Genomic DNA, 17,942 nt, shown 5'->3' on the forward strand with positions numbered 1-17,942 from the left:
GGCAACCCCGCCGGATGTGACGGAATGCGTGTGTAGTTGTTCGGGGGCGTGCCCCGAGTCTTCGTTCACCGCCGGGCGCCAGGGCCCGGCAGCAAATCCGGTCGATTATAGCGCGGAAGCCGCGGTGCGGGCAAGATCGGCAGCCATCGGTGGGGAGGGCGGCCCGGCCGCGGCCGCTGGCCGGGCACGGTGGATTAGAATGCGCCTCGCGGGCGTTCGGGCCCGCGCATGCGTTTCGCCACGCGTCACACCGCGCGTTGTACCGCGTGATTGATGGATTCTCTCTCACCACCGCAGGAAGATCGATGGCCTCCGACCCGACCCAGCACCGCCCGCCGCGCCGCCACCTCGCCAACGCCATCCGCGCCCTGTCCATGGACGCGGTCCAGCGCGCCAACTCGGGCCACCCCGGCATGCCGATGGGCATGGCCGACATCGCCGAGGTCCTCTATAACAATGTGTTGAGGCACAACCCGGGCAATCCCGGCTGGTGGGACCGGGACCGCTTCGTGGTGTCCAACGGGCACGGATCGATGCTGCTGTATTCGACCCTGCACCTGTCGGGCTACGACCTCTCGATCGACGACCTCAAGAACTTCCGCCAGCTCCACTCGCCGACCGCCGGCCACCCCGAGCACGGCGAGGCGCCCGGCGTCGAGACCACCACGGGTCCGCTGGGGCAGGGCCTGGCCAACGCGGTCGGCATGGCCCTGGCAGAAAAGCTCCTTGCCGCGCGCTTCAACCGCGACGGCATGGACCTGGTCGACCACCACACCTGGGTGTTCACCGGCGACGGCTGCCTGATGGAGGGCGTGTCGCACGAAGTCTGCTCCCTGGCCGGCACCTGGAAGCTCGGCAAGCTGGTCGTGTTCTACGACGACAACGGCATCTCGATCGACGGCGAGACCGACGGCTGGTTCACCGACGACACGCCGGCCCGCTTCCGCGCCTACGGCTGGCAGGTCATCGAGGCGGTCGATGGTCACGACGCCGATGCGATTGGCCGGGCGATCGACGAGGCGCGCGGCGACGACCAGCGCCCGACCCTGATCTGCTGCAAGACCACGATCGGCTTCGGCTCGCCGAACAAGCAGGGCACCGCGGCGACGCACGGCGCGCCGCTCGGCGACGAGGAGATCGCCGCGGCGCGCGAGGCGCTGGACTGGCCCCACGCGCCCTTCGAGATTCCCGACGACGTGCGCGCGGCCTGGGACGCGCGCGAGCGCGGCCGGGCCCTGGAAGACGAGTGGAACCGGCTGTGGGAACGCTACCGGCAGGCGCACCCCGACGCCGCCGCGGAATTCGAGCGGCGCATGCGCGGGGAGCTGCCCGAGGACTTCGACGCCGAGGCCGAGCGCATCGTCGAGGCGATGCAGGCCGACGACGGCAAGGTGGCCACGCGCAAGGCCTCCGGCAAGGCGCTGGATGCCTTCGGCCCGCTGCTGCCCGAGCTGCTCGGCGGCTCGGCCGACCTGACCGGCTCGAACAACACGGACTGGTCGGGCAGCGTCGATATCCTCGACCGCCCGGGCGACGGCAACTACATCTACTACGGCGTGCGCGAGTTCGGCATGACCGCGATCGCCAGCGGCCTGCACCTGCACGGCGGCTTCATTCCCTACACCGGCACCTTCCTGGTGTTCTCCGACTACGCGCGCAACGCGGTGCGCATGTCGGCGCTGATCCCGACCGGGGCGATCCACGTCTACACGCACGACTCGATCGGCCTCGGCGAGGACGGCCCGACCCACCAGCCGGTGGAGCATGTGGCCAGCCTGCGGATGATTCCCGGGCTCGAGGTCTGGCGTCCGTGCGACAAGGCCGAGACCGCCGTGGCCTGGCGCGAGGCGCTGCTTCGCCGCGACCGGCCGACCGCACTGGTGCTGACCCGGCAGGGGCTGGAGCACCAGCCGCGCACGGCGGAGCAGCTGGCCGCCGTCGCAACGGGCGGCTACGTATTGCGCGATACGGACGCCACGCCCGACGTCGTGCTGATCGCGACCGGTTCGGAAGTCGGCATCTCCGTCGAGGCCGCGGCCGCCCTGGCCGCCGACGGCATCGCCGCCCGCGTGGTCTCGATGCCGCTGCCCGAGCGCTTCCTGGCCCAGGCCGCGGATGTGCGCGACCGGGTGCTGCCGGCCGACGTGCCGCGGATCGCGGTGGAAGCGGGGGTCAGCGCCTACTGGCGCGGCGTGGTCGGCGATCGCGGCCGGGTCGTCGGCATCGACACCTTCGGCGCCTCGGCGCCGGCCGGGGACCTGTTTCGCCACTTCGACCTCACCGCGGACCGCATCGTGCGCGAAGTCCGCGACCTGCTCGGTCGCTGATCGCCGATCGCGTGGCACCGAGTGCCGCGCGCCGGGCAGCCCGGTGCGCTCACCGAGATCGGCGGGGTGCGTGAAGGGTCCGGAAAAACAATATTTCGATCAGCGAGTTGTAGCTCAATCGCAGGGTTTTTCGATGCCCGAACGCGGCCTTAACGAAACCTTTTCATTCCCGAACAACGGTGCTAGTATCGAATCTGGACCTACCCGGCCGTCCCGACTCGCGAGTCGAGGGGCGGCTTCGGTGCAGTCCGTCGACATGCCGTCGATACTAGTATCGAAAGCGATAAATCAAGACAAAATGGAGAGTCTTAAATGAAAGACATTCGTAATCCACTTGCTGCGGCAATCCACTACGCGCTGGGCGCGGGCGTGGTTGCCGGCCTGGCAGCAACGGCCGCCCCGGCCTTTGCCCAGGACGACGAAGCAGCAGACCTCGATCGTGTCGAGGTGACGGGTTCGCGCATCAAGCGCACCGACATCGAAGGCGCGCTCCCGGTCACGGTCATCGACCGCGAGCAGATCGAGTTCTCCGGCAAGACCTCGGTCGCCGACCTGCTTCGCGATACCCCGTTCAACAGCGCCGGATCGTTCCGTCCGCAGTCCGGTTCGTCCGCCCAGTCCTTCGCCGGCGTTTCGCTGCGCGCCCTGGGCTCGGGTCGTACGCTGGTGCTGATCGACGGCAAGCGTGCTCCGGTCGCTCCGAACGTCGGTTCGGCGCAGGACCTGAACGCCATTCCGCTGGCGGCTGTCGAGCGCATCGAAATCCTGTCCGACGGTGCTTCGGCCGTGTACGGTTCCGACGCCATCGGCGGTGTGGTCAACATCATCACCCGCAAGGACTTCACCGGCGTCGAGCTGACGGTCGGCACCTCCGATCCGAAGCGTGCAGGCGGCGATCGTGACGAAGCGTCCGCGATCTTCGGCCTGTCGGGCGACCGCGGCCAGATCATGGTCGGCGTGTCCTACGACGAGCGTGAAATCATCTTCGCAGCCGACCGTCCGTGGTCGCGCGGTGGTGCGTCGATCTTCTCGAACAACTTCCTGACCTCCGGCTTCAGCTTCCTGACCGGCCAGGGCCCGAACGGCGGCCCGGGCAACGTGGCAGGCTGCACCGGCCCGGGCTTCAGCCTGACCAGCTCCGGTCTCTGCGCCTACGACTTCACGCTGGTCTCGGCCGACGAAGCCGCCACCCGCAACGAGTCGCTGTTCACGCGTTCGCGCTTCGACATCAACGCCGACTGGTCGCTGTTCATGAACGCCCAGGTCAACCGCGTGAAGTCGTTCGGCCGCTACGCGCCGGTTCCGTCCTCGCCGTGGCTGGTCGGTGGCTTCGGTGCCATCGTGCTCGAGCCGGGCACCCCGAACCACCCGGCGACCCCGCCGAGTGCCGGCGGTCAGAACCCGCTGTGGGAAACCTACCAGGGCGTCGCGGACGACATCCTGCTGCTGACCCACCGCTTCGCAGCCAACGGCCCGCGTGACACCTCGACCGACGCTCAGCTGTACGACGTCGACCTGGGTGTGCAGGGTCGCATCGGCAACTTCGACGTCGAGTTCGGCGCACGCCGTGTCGAGTCGCAGTACACCGAAGTCGGCCGCAACTACATCGTGTCCGCGCTGGCGCAGCCGCAGATCACCAGCGGCGCGTACAACATCTACGATCCGTTCAACGTGCCGCAGGACGTCCTGCAGTCGTTCACCGCAACGATCGGTCGTGACGCGAACTACCTGTCCAAGGACTTCTACGCCAACGCCAGCACCGACCTGTTCGACCTGCCGGCAGGCCCGGTCGGTCTCGCCTTCGGTGCCGAGTACCGCGAAGAGGACTACAAGGACATCTACGACGACCTGCAGGCCAACGGCAACATCACCGGTTCGGCGGGCAACTCCGCGTCCGGCGGCCGCGACATCACCGCGTTCTTCGGTGAGGTCCTGGTCCCGGTCCTGGACAACCTGGAAATCTCGGGCGCCCTGCGTTACGACGATTACTCCGACTTCGGGGATGCCACCTCGCCGAAGCTGGCCATCCGCTACCAGCCGCTGGACCAGCTGACGCTGCGTGCGTCCTGGGGTGAGGGCTTCCGCGCTCCGACCCTGGACATCCTGTCGGCCCGTCCGTCGTTCTCCGCTGACGGCGTCATCGATCCGCCGACCGCCGCTGCCTTCGGCGTGCCGCCGACCCAGGCGGTCCAGATCACCGGTTTCGTGATCGCCAACCCGAACCTGGATGCCGAGAAGTCCGAGCAGTTCAACGTCGGTGCGGCCTTCGAGCCGTTCGACTGGCTGTCGGGTTCCGTGGACTGGTGGAAGATCGAGATCGAAGACCGCGTCGCGGCCATCGGTGCTCAGCAGATCATCAACTGCCTGAACGGCACCTCGCAGAACTGCCCGCCGGGACTGTCCAACCTGCCGGCCGGCGCTTCGCCGCCGGACCCGAGCCTGGGCCTGGGTGTCGCTCGTAACCCGGACACCGGTCAGATCCTGTACCTGCAGCGCGGTTTCGCGTCGCTGGGTACGATCGACACGGAAGGTTTCGACGTGAACCTGCGTGGTAACTGGAACTTCGGTGACATGGGCAGCCTGCGCGTCGACGCCCAGGGTACCTACGTCGGTGTCTACGAGACCGATGCAGGCGCCAACGTCGCCGGCGACAACGGCCTGCCGCGCTGGCGTGCCACGTTGAACTCCGAGTACCGGATCGGCGACTTCGCGTTCGCCTGGGTCATGAACTACATCGATGACCAGAACGACTCGCTGGACAACACCGGCCCGCTGCCGTCGTGGATCACCCACGACCTGCAGGCCAACTGGTACACGCCGTGGAACGGCCAGGTCACCGTTGGTGTCGATAACATCGCCAACAAGGATCCGGTCCTCGACAACGGCGAAGGTCGCGGCTTCAACTTCAGCCTGTACGACGGCTACGGCCGCATCCCGTACGTCCGCTACAAGCAGAACTTCTAAGTTCGCTTGTCGGCCGAACCTTCGGGTTCTGGCTTGAAGAAGCACCACGAAACGGCCCGGCCTTCCGGGCCGTTTCCTTTTTGGAGTCTCCGCTGAAGTGGGTCTGTGTGAGTGAGCTTGCGAGCGAACCCGCACTCCCTCCGCGTCCTGGACTTGCCGAAGCATTCCTGCATCGACCTACCGCCTGTGGGAGTGAGCTTGCGAGCGAACCCCGCACCGACCTCCCCGCACTCCGGACCCCCACCGCGTTCCGCGCTTGCCGAAGCGTTCTTCCATCGGAGCATCCGCTGCCGCAGGAGGCCGGCCCTGCCGCCTGTGGGAGTGAGCTCGCGAGCGAACCCGATCACTCGGGGCAGACGCGGCCTGCGGACTGCTATCATCCCGCCACGCAAGACGTTCGAGATTCCATGGTCGCCCCGTCCGATCCCGCCGACTCCCCATCGCTGCAGCAACGCGCCTGGTCCAGGTACTGGGCCAGCGGCGCCCTCACGTCGCTGCCCGAAGACTTCCAGGCCAACTACGACGGCGAGATCCGCGAGTTCTGGCGCGCGCGCTGCGCTCCGCTGGCCGACGGTGCAGCGGTGCTCGACGTGTGCACCGGCAACGGGGCCGTCGCCCTGCTGCTGGCCGAAGCGCTTTCCGACCTCGGCGTCGGGGCCCGGATCGTCGCGCTCGACCGGGCCGAGATTCGGCCAGAACTGATTCGCCAGCGCTTTCCCGCGCTGGCTCGCCACGTCGACTCGATCCGTTTCGTCGGCGGTCGGCCCTTCGAGGAGGCCGCGTTCGAAGACGCCAGCCAGGACCTGGTCACCAGCCAGTACGGCATCGAGTACTGCAAGCCGGATGCGGCGGCCGGCCAGTGCGCGCGCGTGCTGAAACCGGGCGGGCGGCTGGCCCTGCTGACGCACGCGACCGACAGCGCGATGCGGGCGACGATGGAGCAGGAGCTCGAACAGTACGAAGTGCTGGCCGACTGCGGCCTGTTCCAGCGCGCGCGGGACTGGCGAGCCGGCGCGCTGGATGGCGACCGCTTCGTCCGGGCCCTTGGGGAGATCGATGCCGCCGTTCGCCGGACTTCAGGGGCCGCGGCCTCGCCTTTGTTCGCTTACGTCCTGGGCCTGACCGGCCAGGTCGGCCGCTGGACGACGAGCCAGCTGCAGGCGCAGCGCAAGGCGGTCATCGATGCGGTCGAGCAGCTGGAGGACGGCCGCTCCCGCCTTGACCAGATGCTCGGCGTTCACCGCCTGCTCGCGTCGCCCGAGCAGTTCGCAGGGCACTTCGAACAGGCCGGCCTGGTGCTGGACGAGCACGGCCCGCTGACCTATCGCGGAACCCACGCCGTGGGTCATCGCTTCCTGTTCTCGAAACCGGGGAACGACGTCTCCCGGGGTTGATCGACCTCCGACAGGCGCCGGGGTCGGATCGAAGGGTTGCTTGAAAGGGATTCGAGCGCAAGCGCCCTCCAACGGGCGCTGGCCTCGATTGGAGGGTTGCCTGTTGGAGGGCGCTTGCGGGCGAACGACGGGCCGTCCGGCTCCGGATGGGCTTGGACCTCAGGCCTTCGTCGTCACGGCCGCGGAACCTGCGCCGGCTGCGCGCCGGCCAGCTTGAAGCGTGCGTTGAAGGCGACCGTGATGCGCTGCGTGTCGCCGTCGTAGGGCATCACCTCGTGCAGCAGCCACGAGGGGAACAGCACCAGCTGCCCCGGCACCAGCCGGTCCTTCCGCATCGCGTAGCTGTAGGGCATCTTCAGGTTGGCCACCGCCATGTCCGTGTAGGTGGTCGCCATCGACAGGGGGTTGATGAAGGTCAGCTTGCCGCTGTCGGTCTCCGGGTCGTCACCGTCGTGCTGTACGCAGTACACGCCCGACCACGAATGCAGCGGGTGGTTGTGGGCGCCGAAGTAGCCGCCCTTGCGTGCCGTGTGGAACCACGACTCGGTGGCGATGTGCAGGCGCTGCAGCATTGCCGTGTCGTAGCCGTTGAGCTCGCCGATGGCCCGGTACAGGCTCCGCAGGCAGAACTCGCGCAGCTTCTGCACGCAGGCCTGGGGCCAGTCGAAGAGCGTGAAGTTGCTCTCGTAGAGTTCCTTGTTCCGGGCCACGAAGGGCTCGGGGTTGGCGTAGGTGTCGCCCTGGGCCTCGATCGACGCGAACAGGGTCCTGAGCTCCCGGTTCAGGGGCTCCGGGTCGGGCAGGTGGCAGATCACCAGCGGCACGGCGAAGGTCGGCACGACCTGGAATTCGGGACGTGCGGAAGAGGGCGAATCGGACATCGGCAGGTTCCGGGCTGCAGCGTCCGGGACCGCTGGAACGCCGTTTCGCGATCCGCTATCCTCGACGCTGGCGTTGGGATTGAATTTCATGCGGATTATACGCGTCTGCCTGGCAGCGGCCGCGCTCGTTCCGTGTGCCGCGGCGGCCGACACGACCCCGGACGAGGCGATCGCCCGTCCGGCCGTGTCGTTCCTGAATGCGGCCGACGGTCTACCGAGCGAAGCGGTCGAGACGATCGTCCAGGATCGCCTCGGCTACCTGTGGATCGGGACCCGCGGCGGCCTGGTGCGCCACGACGGCCACCGGCTGACCGTGCTCCGCCACGACCCGGACCGGGCCGACAGCCTGCCGGGCAACAACGTGATGAGCATGCTGGCCGCGCGGGACGGCTCGGTCTGGGCCGGCATCTCCGACCAGGGCCTGGTCCGCTTGCGCGGCCGCTCGGTCGAGCGTCACTGGCCGAGCGCGGAGGCGGGCGGCGAGCTGCCGGGACGGTTCATCTGGTCGATCGCCGAGGGCTGCGACGGCTGGATCTGGCTTGCCTTCGCCCGCGGTGGCCTGGCCCGCGTCCACTCGGCTCGAAACTCGATCGAGACCTGGCCGGCCGGCGACCCGGCCGTGCCCGATGACGGCTTCAATCTCGAGCTGCGCATCGGCCCGGACTGTCACCCGTGGCTGATGACCCTGACCACGCTGTACCGGTCGAAATCGGCCGATGCGCCGGACTTCCACCCGGTGCGCCAGCCCGACGGCGAGGCCATCGAAGGCGGCATCGTGTTCGAGTTCGTCGATTCCGATGCGCTGGTCGTGGCCGGGCAGGGCGGGACCCGGCGATTCCGCCGACACGCCGATCGCTGGCGGCTCGAGGCCAGTGCGCCGGTCGACGGGACGGTCACCGCGCTGGCCGTGGCGCCCGACCGCAGCTTGTGGCTGGCCGAGCCCGGGCGCGTGGCTCGCTGGGAGGCCGGCGCCGCCGGCCCCGAAGTGGTGATCCGGACCGACTCCAGCGCCGCCGGCGAACCCCGCCTGGCCGGATTGCTGATCGCGTCGATCGGCGTGGACGCCGAAGGCGGTGTGTGGATCGGCACCAGTGGACGCGGACTGGCTCGCCTGTCGCCGGCGTGGCGGGGCTTCCGCCACATCCCCTACGGTGGGCCGCTCGCCCTGTCGCGGATCGAGCGGATGGCCGCCGACCCCGCGGGCGGGGCCTGGTTGCTGGATTCCCAGCGGGGCTTGCAGCATCTGGACCCGGACGGTCGGATCGGAGAACTGCACGCGGCGGCCCGGCTGGGCCGCGCCCATGACCTGCGGGACGTGGTCGCGAGCGCCGATGGACTGCGCCTGCTCACCGATCGCCGGATGATCCACTACCGGCCCGACCGCGGTGAACGGACCGTCCACTACGAAGCCGACGGCGACGTGCCGGCCATCCTCCGGTTCCTCGAGGCCGGAGACGACGACCGCTTCTGGCTCGGGTCCGAACGCGAACTGATCGAGATCGATGCCGGCGGCGACGTGATCCGGCGCTGGTCGCAGGCGGAGCTCGAAGGCACCGGATTGAGTGAATCGGCGTTGCTCGACGTCGAGCGGGGGCCCGATGCACGGTGGTGGCTGCTGGGGCGACGAACGATCGCTCGGCAGGACCGATCAGGGAACTTCCGTATCATCCACCGCGCGGAACGCGCGCTGAACGACAGCTGGCTGTTCGACGGACACGACCTCTGGGTGGCCGGAGATTCGCTGTTGCAGCGGTTCTCGATCGACGGAGCCGGCCTGCGACTCGAGGACCGCTTCGTGGCAGGAAACGGGCTGCCGCCGGGGCGCATCCAGCGGATGTTCGCCTACAAGGGCTCGATCTGGTTGCTGATGACGACCGGCCTGTCCCGTCTCGAGCCGGAATCGGGCCGCTTCCGGGTCTTTTCCGCGCACGAAGGGCTGCCCACGGTTCGGTTCCAGGCGAGCGGGGCGCTGGCCACGGACGACGGGTTCCTCGCCGCGACCACCGACGGCGTGCTGCGCGTCGTACCGGACCTGATCGATGGCTCGGTCCGGCCGCCGCCGGTGCACCTGACCTCGGTGCGCGCCGGGGACCGCCGCTGGACCCTGCCGTCGGGACCGCGCCAGGAGCTGGAGCTGGCCTGGTACGAGAACTCGATCGAGTTCGAGTTCGTTGCCCTGTCGTTCCTGAACCCCCACCGGAACCGCTTCCGGGTCCGCCTGAGCGGTTGGGAAGACGATTGGTACGAAGACACCGGCATGAGTCGGCGGTACTTCGGCAACCTGTCGCCCGGTCGGTACCGCTTCGAGGTCCAGGCGGCGAATGCCGCCGGTCGCTGGAACCGGGTCGGCGACGCGGTGGACCTGCGGATCGCCCCTCCGCCGTGGCGGGCGGCGCCGGCCCTTGCCGCCTACCTGATGGTCGGGTTGGTCGCCGTCGGCGGATCGGGCATGGCGTGGCGCAGGCGCCAGCTCCGCTCCGTCCAGCGTCGGCGTGCGCGAGACCAGCGCGAACTGGTCGATGCCCAGCGCAAGGTGCTCGCTCGCCTGACCCGCAGCCTCGAGCCCGAAGCGCTGCGCCAGGCGATCGTCCAGGTGGTGCAGGCGCTGACCCACGCGGACCGGGTCGAGTTCCGCTTTCTGCATCCAGGGTTCCCCCGGGCGAGCGGCGTGGCCGGATCGACGGAAAGCGACAGGGCGACCGACGGGCCCGTTGCTTCGTCGCCCGGCGGCCGCCACGTGTTCGAGCTGCGCGGCGAGCGCGGCGCGCTCGCCGAGATCGCGATCGAAGGCGACGATCGGCTGCGCCGTCCGGAAATCCGCAGTCGACTCGCGCTGCTTCGGGCCACGTCGGCCCAGCTCCTCGACCAGTCGCTGTCGCTGGTCGACGGGCGACGCCTTGCCGAGGCGGCCGAGAATGCCAGCGCCGCCAAGTCGGACTTCGTGGCCACGGTCTCTCACGAGATCCGGACCCCACTTCACGCGCTCAGCGGCATGCTGGCAATGCTGCGAGAGACCCGGCTCGACGGCGAGCAGGCGGACATCGTCGAGACCCTGGCGCGCTCGACCTGGCAGCTTCGCGGCCTGCTCGACGAGGTGCTGGACCTGTCCCGGATCGAGGCGCGCGAGATCCGCATCGAGCCCCGGCCCTTCGAGCTGGTCCCGATGCTCGAGCGGATCGTCGACCTGCACGCCGCCAATGCCCACCGCAAGGGGCTGGCCCTGCGCCTGCGGATTCATCCCGACCTGCCGAACGTGGCGATGGCCGATGCCCTGCGCCTCGGACAGATTCTCGGCAACCTGCTCAGCAACGCGGTCAAGTTCACGGTCGAGGGTGCGGTCGAACTGGAGGCCCGCGCCGCTGGCGGCGCGCTGGTCTGCTCGGTCACGGATACGGGCCCCGGGATCCCTTCTTCGGCGCGGGCGCGGATGTTCGAGCCGTTCGAGCAGGCTTCGCCGAGCATGACCCGCCGCGCCGGCGGCGTCGGCCTCGGCCTGGCGATCTGCCGGCGCCTGGCCGCCGCGATGGGGGGGCGGATCGAGGTCGGGCCGCGGCGTCTCGGCGGCAGTCGGTTCGTCGTCGAGATTCCTGACGTACTCGTCCTGACGCCGGGTGCGACGCCGACTCCGACGCCGGTGGGCGGCGAGCTGTTGCGCGGCTGCCGGGTGGCCGTCGACGTGGAGCCGACCGATCGCCGGGCGCTGCTCTGGCTGGCGCGACGATGGCAGCTGCAACTGGTCCGCCCGCCGAGCGACGGGCGGGACTGGGCCGGGATCACGGCGCTGATCCACGATCCGGGACGGTGTGCGGACGCGAAGCTCGAGCAGGCGCGCGAGGCCGGCTGCCGATGCCTGTGCCTGTGCCTGTCGCCGGAGCCGCCTCGATGCGGTTCGGGCTGGCTGCGCGCGCCGCTGAACGAGAGCCGGTCGGTCGGCGCGCTGATCGATGCCGCGCTGGCCGCTGGACGCTAGGTCGCGGATTTCGCGCTTTCGCGCCGCACGGTATCGACGAGCACGTCGACGTGGTCCGGGTCGACCTCCGGCGTGATGCCGTGGCCGAGGTTGAAGATGTGTCCGGGGCCGTCGCCGAAGTCGGCGAGTACGCGCTTCGTTTCCGCCTCGATCACGTCGGGCCGGGTCAGCAGCACGGTCGGGTCCAGGTTGCCCTGGATCGCGACCCGGTCGCCGACGCGTCGTCGGGCCTCGCCGAGCGACGTGGTCCAGTCCACGCCCAGCCCCTGGCAGCCGGTGTCGGCCAGCGCCTCGAGGTGGGCACCGCAGCCCTTGGCGAACAGGACGATCGGGGTGTCGGGGCAGGCCGCCCGGACCCGTTCGACGATCCGCCGCATGCCGGCCAGCGAGAAGCGCCGGAACAGCGCCGGCGACAGCACGCCGCCCCAGCTGTCGAAGACCATCAGCGCATCCGCGCCGGCCTCGACCTGGGCGACGAGGTAGTCGGCGGTGCTGTCGGCGAGGTGGGCGATCAGACGCTCCGCGTCGTCCGGGTGCTGCAGCAACAGGCGCTTGGCGCGCGCGAAGTCCTTGCTGCTGCCGCCTTCGATCATGTAGGTCGCCACGGTCCACGGGCTGCCGGCGAAGCCGATCAGTGGGGTGTCCTCGGGCAGTTCGGCGCGGATCATCCGGACCGCGTCCATCACGTAGCCCGTGGCCTCGTTGGGGTCGGGCCGCGGCAGTGCGTGGATCTGCTTCAGGTCGCGGATCGGCGTGTGGAACTTCGGCCCCTCGCCGGCGACGAAATGCAGCCCCAGGCCCATCTCGTGCGGCAGGATCAGGATGTCGGAAAACAGGATCGACGCGTCGAAGCCGTAGCGGCGGATCGGCTGCAGGGTGACTTCGCAGGCCAGCTCCGGGGTGCCGGCCAGGGTCAGGAAGTCGCCGGCCTTCGCCCGGGTGGCCCGGTACTCGGGCAGGTAGCGGCCGGCCTGGCGCATCAGCCAGATCGGGGTGCGGTCGACCGGCTCGCGCCGCAGCGCCTTCAGGAAGCGGCTATCGTGGCGGGGGTTGGCGGACGGCGGGTTCGATGAGGACGAGTTCATTGTTCGAGGACCTCCAGGATTCGTTCCGGGTCGATATCGTCGCGGACCCGGGCCGCCCCGAGTGCGTCGAGAAGGACCAGCCGGATCCGGCCGGCCTGGTTCTTCTTGTCGAGCTTCATGTGCTCGGCCAGGGCGGCCGGCGAGACGTCGTCGGGCCGTCGGGTCGGTAGTTCGAGCCGCTCGAGCAGTCCGGCCAGGCGGTCGGCATCGTCGGCGGCCAGGTCGCCGAGCAGCACGCCGAGGCGCGCGGCCTGGACCATGCCGACGGCCACCGCTTCGCCGTGCAGGAACCGGGTGTAGCCGGTCTCCGTTTCCAGCGCGTGGCCGAAGGTGTGACCGAAATTGAGCAGGGCGCGCTGGCCGGCCTCGCGCTCGTCGTCGGCGACGACCTCGACCTTGTGCCGTACCGCGCGTTCGATCGCCGCGGTCAGTCGATCGGCGTCGCGGTCCAGCAGCCAGGGCGCGTCGGACTCGAGCCTGTCCAGGAACGCGGCGTCGCGGATGGCACCGTACTTGACTACCTCGGCCAGCCCGGCGCGGAACTCGCGGCCGTCCAGGGTGGTCAGCGTGGTGGGGTCGATCAGCACCCGGGCCGGCTGGTGGAAGGCGCCGACCAGGTTCTTGCCGGCCGGCAGGTTCACCCCGGTCTTGCCGCCGATTGCCGCATCGACCTGGGCCAGCAGCGTGGTCGGCACCTGGACGACGCGGATGCCGCGCATCCAGCTGGCTGCCGCGAAGCCGGCCAGGTCGCCGACCACGCCGCCGCCCAGGGCCACGATGGTCGCGTCGCGCTGCGCACCGAGATCGACCAGCGCATCGAGCGCCTGCGTCCAGGACGCCAGCGTCTTGGACGGCTCGCCGGGAGGAAGTACCAGCGTCGATGGGCGGTGCGCGGCGAGCGCTCGCTCGACGCGGGGCAGGTGATGGGCGGCCACGTTGCGGTCGGTGACGATCAGGACCCGGCCGCTCACCGCATCGGCCAGCGCCGAGCGATCGTCGAGCAGGCCGGGGGCGATGTCGATCGCGCAGCGGCCGCGATCGTGGTTCAGTTCAAGTGCGGTCATCGCCTCGCCTGCGGTCCCTGCGGTGGTTGCGGATCGTCTGCTCCAGGGCCTGGGCCATGCGGTGCAGCGGGAGATTCCTGGATTCGAACACGACGTCGGCGACCTCGGCATAGATCGGGTTGCGCTGCTCGGCCATCCGGGTCAGCCGCTCGCGACGGTCCGGCGCGGCCAGCAGCGGCCTGCGCTTGTCGCGCTCGAGGCGCTTGAGCTGCTGGGCGACGCTGGCGTTGAGCCAGACCACCAGGCCGCCGGCGCGCAGCAGGGACCGGTTGTCCTCGCGCAGCACGGCGCCGCCGCCCGTGGCGATCACCCGTCCGGTGCCCGCCGCGACCTCGGAGAGCAGCGCGTGCTCGCGGTCCCGGAAGCCCGCCTCGCCCTCGATCTCGAAGATCACGGCCACTTCGACGCCGCAGCGTTTCTCGAGCTCCTCGTCGAGGTCGATGAACTCCCGACCCAGCGCCGGGGCGACGCGGCGGCCCAGCGTGGTCTTGCCCGACCCCATCGGTCCGATCAGGAAGATGTTGTCGCGCTCGGCGGGTTCGGGCGCCACTGGATCCAGCTCAACGGGTTCCACAGTCGGGTCGGCAAGTCGAACGGCCAATCCCGAATGCTACAGTACTTCGATGCCGCGCACGCCGACGCCCGACCCTGCAGACCCTGCAGGTCCCGACACCGCGATCGATCGCGGTGACGACGCTTCCGAGGCGCGAGATACGGACAGGTCGTCGAGCCTCCTGACCGGCCTGCCGCCGGTCGTCCGCGACGACGCCCGGGTGCTGGTGCTCGGCAGCATGCCGGGGGTGCGCTCGCTGGACGAGGCGCGCTACTACGCCCACCCCCGCAACGCGTTCTGGCCAATCGTCGGTCCCGTGATCGGCCAGCCGCCGTCGCGGCCCTACGCGGCACGGCTGAATGCGCTTCGTGAACGCGGCATCGCGCTGTGGGACGTGATCGGGCGCTGCCGGCGCGCCGGCAGCCTGGATTCGAGCATCGAGGCCGATTCGGTCGAGGTCAACGATCTCCCCGGCCTGATCGACCGCTGTCGGCAACTGGCATTGATCGCGTTCAACGGAGCGCGTGCCGAACAGGAGTTCCGGCGCCGCGTGCTGCCGCGGCTCGGCTCCGGCGCCCGCGCGATCCGCCGCGTCCGCCTGCCCTCGACTTCCCCGGCCAACGCGCGACTCGGCCTCGAGGACAAGCGTCGCGCCTGGCACGCGCAGCTCGGCCCGGCGCTGGCGCCCGTCGACGGCGACCGCTGATCCGCGCGAATGCGCCCTCCTGGCTCGAGCGGGCAGGATCTCGCCGCGCGGCCTCTCCGATGCAGGTATCCTAGCGGCCCGAATCGTTGCCCCGGATGGATTCCATGGTCCGCTTCTTCATCCTGTTCATCGTCCTGCTGGTCTCGCTGTTCACCATCGAGGTGCTGCGGCCGGTCCAGGAGCACGTCATCCTGCCGTTCACTTCCGGGATTGCCTGGGTCAGCGTCACGCTGATCGAGCTGTTCGACAACGGTGTGGATTCGATGGGCAAGATCATCCGCGACCTGGAGACCGGCTTCGCGGTGAGCATCGAACCCGGCTGCAACGGCGTCGAAGCGCTGATCATCCTGTTCGCGGCGATGTTCGCGTTTCCGGCGCCGCTGAAGAACAAGCTGGTCGGCTTCGCGATCGGTTTCGTGGCCATCCAGGCCCTGAACCTGGTCCGCATCATCAGCCTGTTCTACCTCGGCCAGTGGAACATGACCTGGTTCAACTGGTTCCATCTCTACCTCTGGCAGGCGTTGATCATTCTCGACGCGCTGGTCGTCTGGCTGATCTGGCTGCGGACGCTGCCGCCACCGAAGCGCAAGGACGACGGCGACGGCGGTGGACCGCCGGACGGTGCCGCCCCCGAAGCGGCGTGACATGGCTCGCCGGCTGCTGATCGCCGGCTGCGGGGATCTCGGCGCCCGCCTGTACGCGAGGCTGGGCGACGACTGGTCGGTCACGGGCCTGCGCCGCAACGTCGGAAAGCTGCCGAGCGGGATGGGGGCGTTGAGCGCCGACCTGCTCGACCCCGGGACCCTCGACGGCCTGGCGCGCGACTGGGACGCGGTGATCTACACGGCCACGCCGGGCGCCTTCGACGAGGCGGCCTACCGGGCCACCTACTGCACCGGCCTGGCCCACCTGCTGGAGCGGGTGCGTACCCCCCGGCTGCTGTTCGTCTCCAGCACCGCCGTGTACGGCCAGGACCGCGGCGAATGGGTCGACGAGGACTCGGTCACCGAACCCGAACGCTTCAACGGGCGCGTGTTGCTGGACGGCGAGCGGATCGCGCTGGACGCGGACGGTCTCGTGGTCCGGTTCTCCGGCCTCTACGGTCCCGGCCGCGATGCGCTGGTGCGGAAACTCCGTGCCGGCGGCGTCGACTGCCGGCGAACGCCGCCGCAATGGACCAACCGGATTCATGCCGATGATGCTGTTGCTGCCCTGGCCCACCTGCTGACGCTCGATGCCGAACGGCGCATCTGGGTGGCGTCCGACGAGCGGCCGGCGCCGAAGTTCGAGGTGCTTGCCTGGCTGACGCGCCGCCTGGGGGTCCCGGCGCCGGAAGCGATCGACGAAGGCGGCGCTACGGCTGACGAGTCGGCCGGGCAGGGCAAACGGGTGTCGTCCGCTCGCCTCCGGGCGACGGGCCTTCGTCTACAGTATCCGGACTACGAGCGCGGCTACGAGGCCCTGTTGACATGAAACTCAGCGACGACATCCTGCAGCGCTTCGAGGACGGCTTCGCGCGGGCGCGCGAGGCACGCTTGCCGGAGCCCAACGCGATGACCCTGGCCACGGCCGACGCCGAGGGCCGGCCGACCTCGCGCACGGTGCTGCTCAAGGGGGTCGATGCCGACGGCTTCGTGTTCTACACCAACCTCGGCAGCCGCAAGGGCCGGCAGCTGGCCGAGAATCCGAACGTCAGCCTGGTGTTCTGGTGGCGCGAGCACGAGGAGCAGGTGCTGATCGACGGCATCGCGAAGCCGGTCGGCGACGCCGAGGCCGATGCCTATTTCCGATCGCGCCCGCGCGGCAGCCGGATCGGCGCCTGGGCGTCGCTCCAGTCCAGCGAGCTCGAGACCCGCCAGCAGCTGCTCGATCGCGTTCGCGCGCTCGAGGCCGAGTACGAGGGCCGCGACATCCCGCGCCCACCGCACTGGTCCGGCTTCCGCGTCGATCCGCACCGCGTCGAGTTCTGGTACGGCCGCGAGTACCGGCTCCACGAGCGGATCTGCTTCACCGCCGCCGACGGCGAATGGCGGGAGTCGCTGCTCTATCCGTGAACTGCGGGATTCACCGCAGATGAACGCAGATGGACGCAGATGAAGGCGAAACTTCTGTTCTCGTCGCTGCCTGGCTGCGAGTCGCGCTCATGCGCGGTGCATTCCTGAAAGGCCCCACGGAACGGTCGTTTGGAGATTGAAGGCGCCGTTCTCCCCGGAAATCTCGGCGCTGTCCTGGCGTCCACCTGGTGACCCATGAACGATTCCGCAGGAGCCCGAATTCCTGCGCCGGACCGTCAAGCATTCTCAACGCCCCTTTACATGGTTCTATCTGCGTTTATCCGCGTTCATCTGCGGTAACCAACTCGAATCAAGGCGAATTTTCGTCCTTGTCGGGAGGCGGCGTCTTGCGTCGGGCCAGGTCGCGGGCGATCCAGCGGTCGATCAGTTCCTTCTGCGGCGACCCGGACGGGTCCCGCGGTGCGTACATGCCGGCGGCTTCACGCTGGCGCTGGGCCTCGTACAGGATCACCGCGGCGGCGACCGAGACGTTGAGCGACTGGGTCATTCCGATCATCGGGATGATCACCTCGCCGTCGCACAGCGCCAGGGCCTCGTCGCTGACGCCGAACTTCTCCGTGCCCAGCACCAGCGCGGTCGGCCGGGTGTAGTCGACGGCGCGGAAATCGACCGCGCGATCGGAAAAATGCGCTGCGAAGCAGGCGAAGCCCGCGTCCTTGAGCGCCTTCATCGCGTCGGGGGTGTCGGCGTGGCGGTGGAGGTCGATCCAGCGCTGGGCGCCCTGGCTGGTGTTGTTCAGGGCCGGCAAGCCGTGGCTGCCCGGCACCGCGTGCGCCTGCTGGATGCCGACGGCATCGCAGGTGCGGAGCACCGCGGCGAGGTTGTGCGGCTTGTGGACCCGCTCCATGAACACGGTCAGGTCCATCTGGCGGCTGCAGGCCGTGGCTTCGATGCGTTGTCGTCGTTCCGGCGTCATGGCTGAA

At 69.5% G+C, this 17,942-nt stretch carries 13 protein-coding genes; 8 read left to right on the forward strand and 5 right to left on the reverse strand.

The window, feature by feature from the left end; all coding sequences use genetic code 11:
* Positions 1 to 305 precede the first annotated feature (305 nt).
* The 3 genes from tkt to KUV67_13425 all read left to right on the forward strand — a co-directional run bounded on the left by tkt (position 306) and on the right by KUV67_13425 (position 6,685).
* Entirely contained in the window at positions 306 to 2,327 is a 2,022-nt protein-coding gene (tkt, locus tag KUV67_13415) for a transketolase (GenBank protein ID MBY6205883.1), read from the forward strand.
* A 312-nt stretch (positions 2,328 to 2,639) separates the two neighbouring features.
* Positions 2,640 to 5,291, forward strand: a complete 2,652-nt coding sequence (locus KUV67_13420) for a TonB-dependent receptor (protein ID MBY6205884.1) — start codon at positions 2,640 to 2,642, stop codon at positions 5,289 to 5,291.
* A gap of 407 nt (positions 5,292 to 5,698) precedes the next feature.
* Positions 5,699 to 6,685: a class I SAM-dependent methyltransferase gene (locus KUV67_13425; protein ID MBY6205885.1), complete on the forward strand. Its 987-nt coding sequence runs from the start codon at positions 5,699 to 5,701 to the stop codon at positions 6,683 to 6,685.
* Between the two features lie 173 nt (positions 6,686 to 6,858).
* On the opposite strand, the gene KUV67_13430 is transcribed toward KUV67_13425, so the two are convergent.
* Positions 6,859 to 7,566 carry a 2OG-Fe(II) oxygenase family protein gene (locus KUV67_13430; GenBank protein ID MBY6205886.1) on the reverse strand — a complete coding sequence of 236 codons (708 nt, stop codon included), beginning with the start codon at positions 7,564 to 7,566 and terminating at the stop codon, positions 6,859 to 6,861.
* Between the two features lie 88 nt (positions 7,567 to 7,654).
* Between KUV67_13430 and KUV67_13435 the strand changes: the two genes are divergently transcribed.
* Complete coding sequence (locus KUV67_13435) at positions 7,655 to 11,536, forward strand: hypothetical protein (GenBank protein ID MBY6205887.1); 3,882 nt, start codon at positions 7,655 to 7,657, stop codon at positions 11,534 to 11,536.
* On the opposite strand, the gene hemE is transcribed toward KUV67_13435, so the two are convergent.
* From hemE to KUV67_13450, 3 genes are read right to left on the reverse strand one after another with little or no spacing between them, the layout of a single operon-like run.
* Positions 11,533 to 12,621 (reverse strand): uroporphyrinogen decarboxylase, encoded by a 1,089-nt coding sequence (hemE, locus tag KUV67_13440; protein ID MBY6205888.1) that lies wholly within the window; start codon positions 12,619 to 12,621, stop codon positions 11,533 to 11,535. The genes KUV67_13435 and hemE overlap by 4 nt on opposite strands.
* Positions 12,618 to 13,685, reverse strand: a complete 1,068-nt coding sequence (aroB, locus tag KUV67_13445) for a 3-dehydroquinate synthase (GenBank protein MBY6205889.1) — start codon at positions 13,683 to 13,685, stop codon at positions 12,618 to 12,620. Before aroB ends, hemE begins: the two co-directional genes overlap by 4 nt.
* Positions 13,672 to 14,235 (reverse strand): shikimate kinase, encoded by a 564-nt coding sequence (locus KUV67_13450; protein ID MBY6205890.1) that lies wholly within the window; start codon positions 14,233 to 14,235, stop codon positions 13,672 to 13,674. The genes aroB and KUV67_13450 overlap by 14 nt, the downstream gene beginning before the upstream one ends.
* 73 nt (positions 14,236 to 14,308) lie before the next feature.
* On the opposite strand from KUV67_13450, the gene KUV67_13455 reads away from it, so the two are divergent.
* The 4 genes from KUV67_13455 to pdxH all read left to right on the forward strand — a co-directional run bounded on the left by KUV67_13455 (position 14,309) and on the right by pdxH (position 16,998).
* Positions 14,309 to 14,944, forward strand: coding sequence for a DNA-deoxyinosine glycosylase (locus tag KUV67_13455; GenBank protein MBY6205891.1), 636 nt, complete (start codon positions 14,309 to 14,311; stop codon positions 14,942 to 14,944).
* 104 nt (positions 14,945 to 15,048) lie between these two features.
* Positions 15,049 to 15,588, forward strand: coding sequence for an exosortase H (gene xrtH, locus KUV67_13460; protein MBY6205892.1), 540 nt, complete (start codon positions 15,049 to 15,051; stop codon positions 15,586 to 15,588).
* A gap of 1 nt (position 15,589) precedes the next feature.
* Positions 15,590 to 16,417 (forward strand): SDR family oxidoreductase, encoded by an 828-nt coding sequence (locus KUV67_13465; GenBank protein ID MBY6205893.1) that lies wholly within the window; start codon positions 15,590 to 15,592, stop codon positions 16,415 to 16,417.
* Complete coding sequence (gene pdxH / locus KUV67_13470; protein MBY6205894.1) at positions 16,414 to 16,998, forward strand: pyridoxamine 5'-phosphate oxidase; 585 nt, start codon at positions 16,414 to 16,416, stop codon at positions 16,996 to 16,998. The genes KUV67_13465 and pdxH overlap by 4 nt, the downstream gene beginning before the upstream one ends.
* 310 nt (positions 16,999 to 17,308) lie before the next feature.
* On the opposite strand, the gene trmH is transcribed toward pdxH, so the two are convergent.
* Complete coding sequence (trmH, locus tag KUV67_13475; GenBank protein MBY6205895.1) at positions 17,309 to 17,935, reverse strand: tRNA (guanosine(18)-2'-O)-methyltransferase TrmH; 627 nt, start codon at positions 17,933 to 17,935, stop codon at positions 17,309 to 17,311.
* Positions 17,936 to 17,942: the final 7 nt, after the last annotated feature.

Source organism: Halomonas denitrificans (assembly GCA_019800895.1).
Lineage (GTDB): Bacteria > Pseudomonadota > Gammaproteobacteria > Xanthomonadales > Wenzhouxiangellaceae.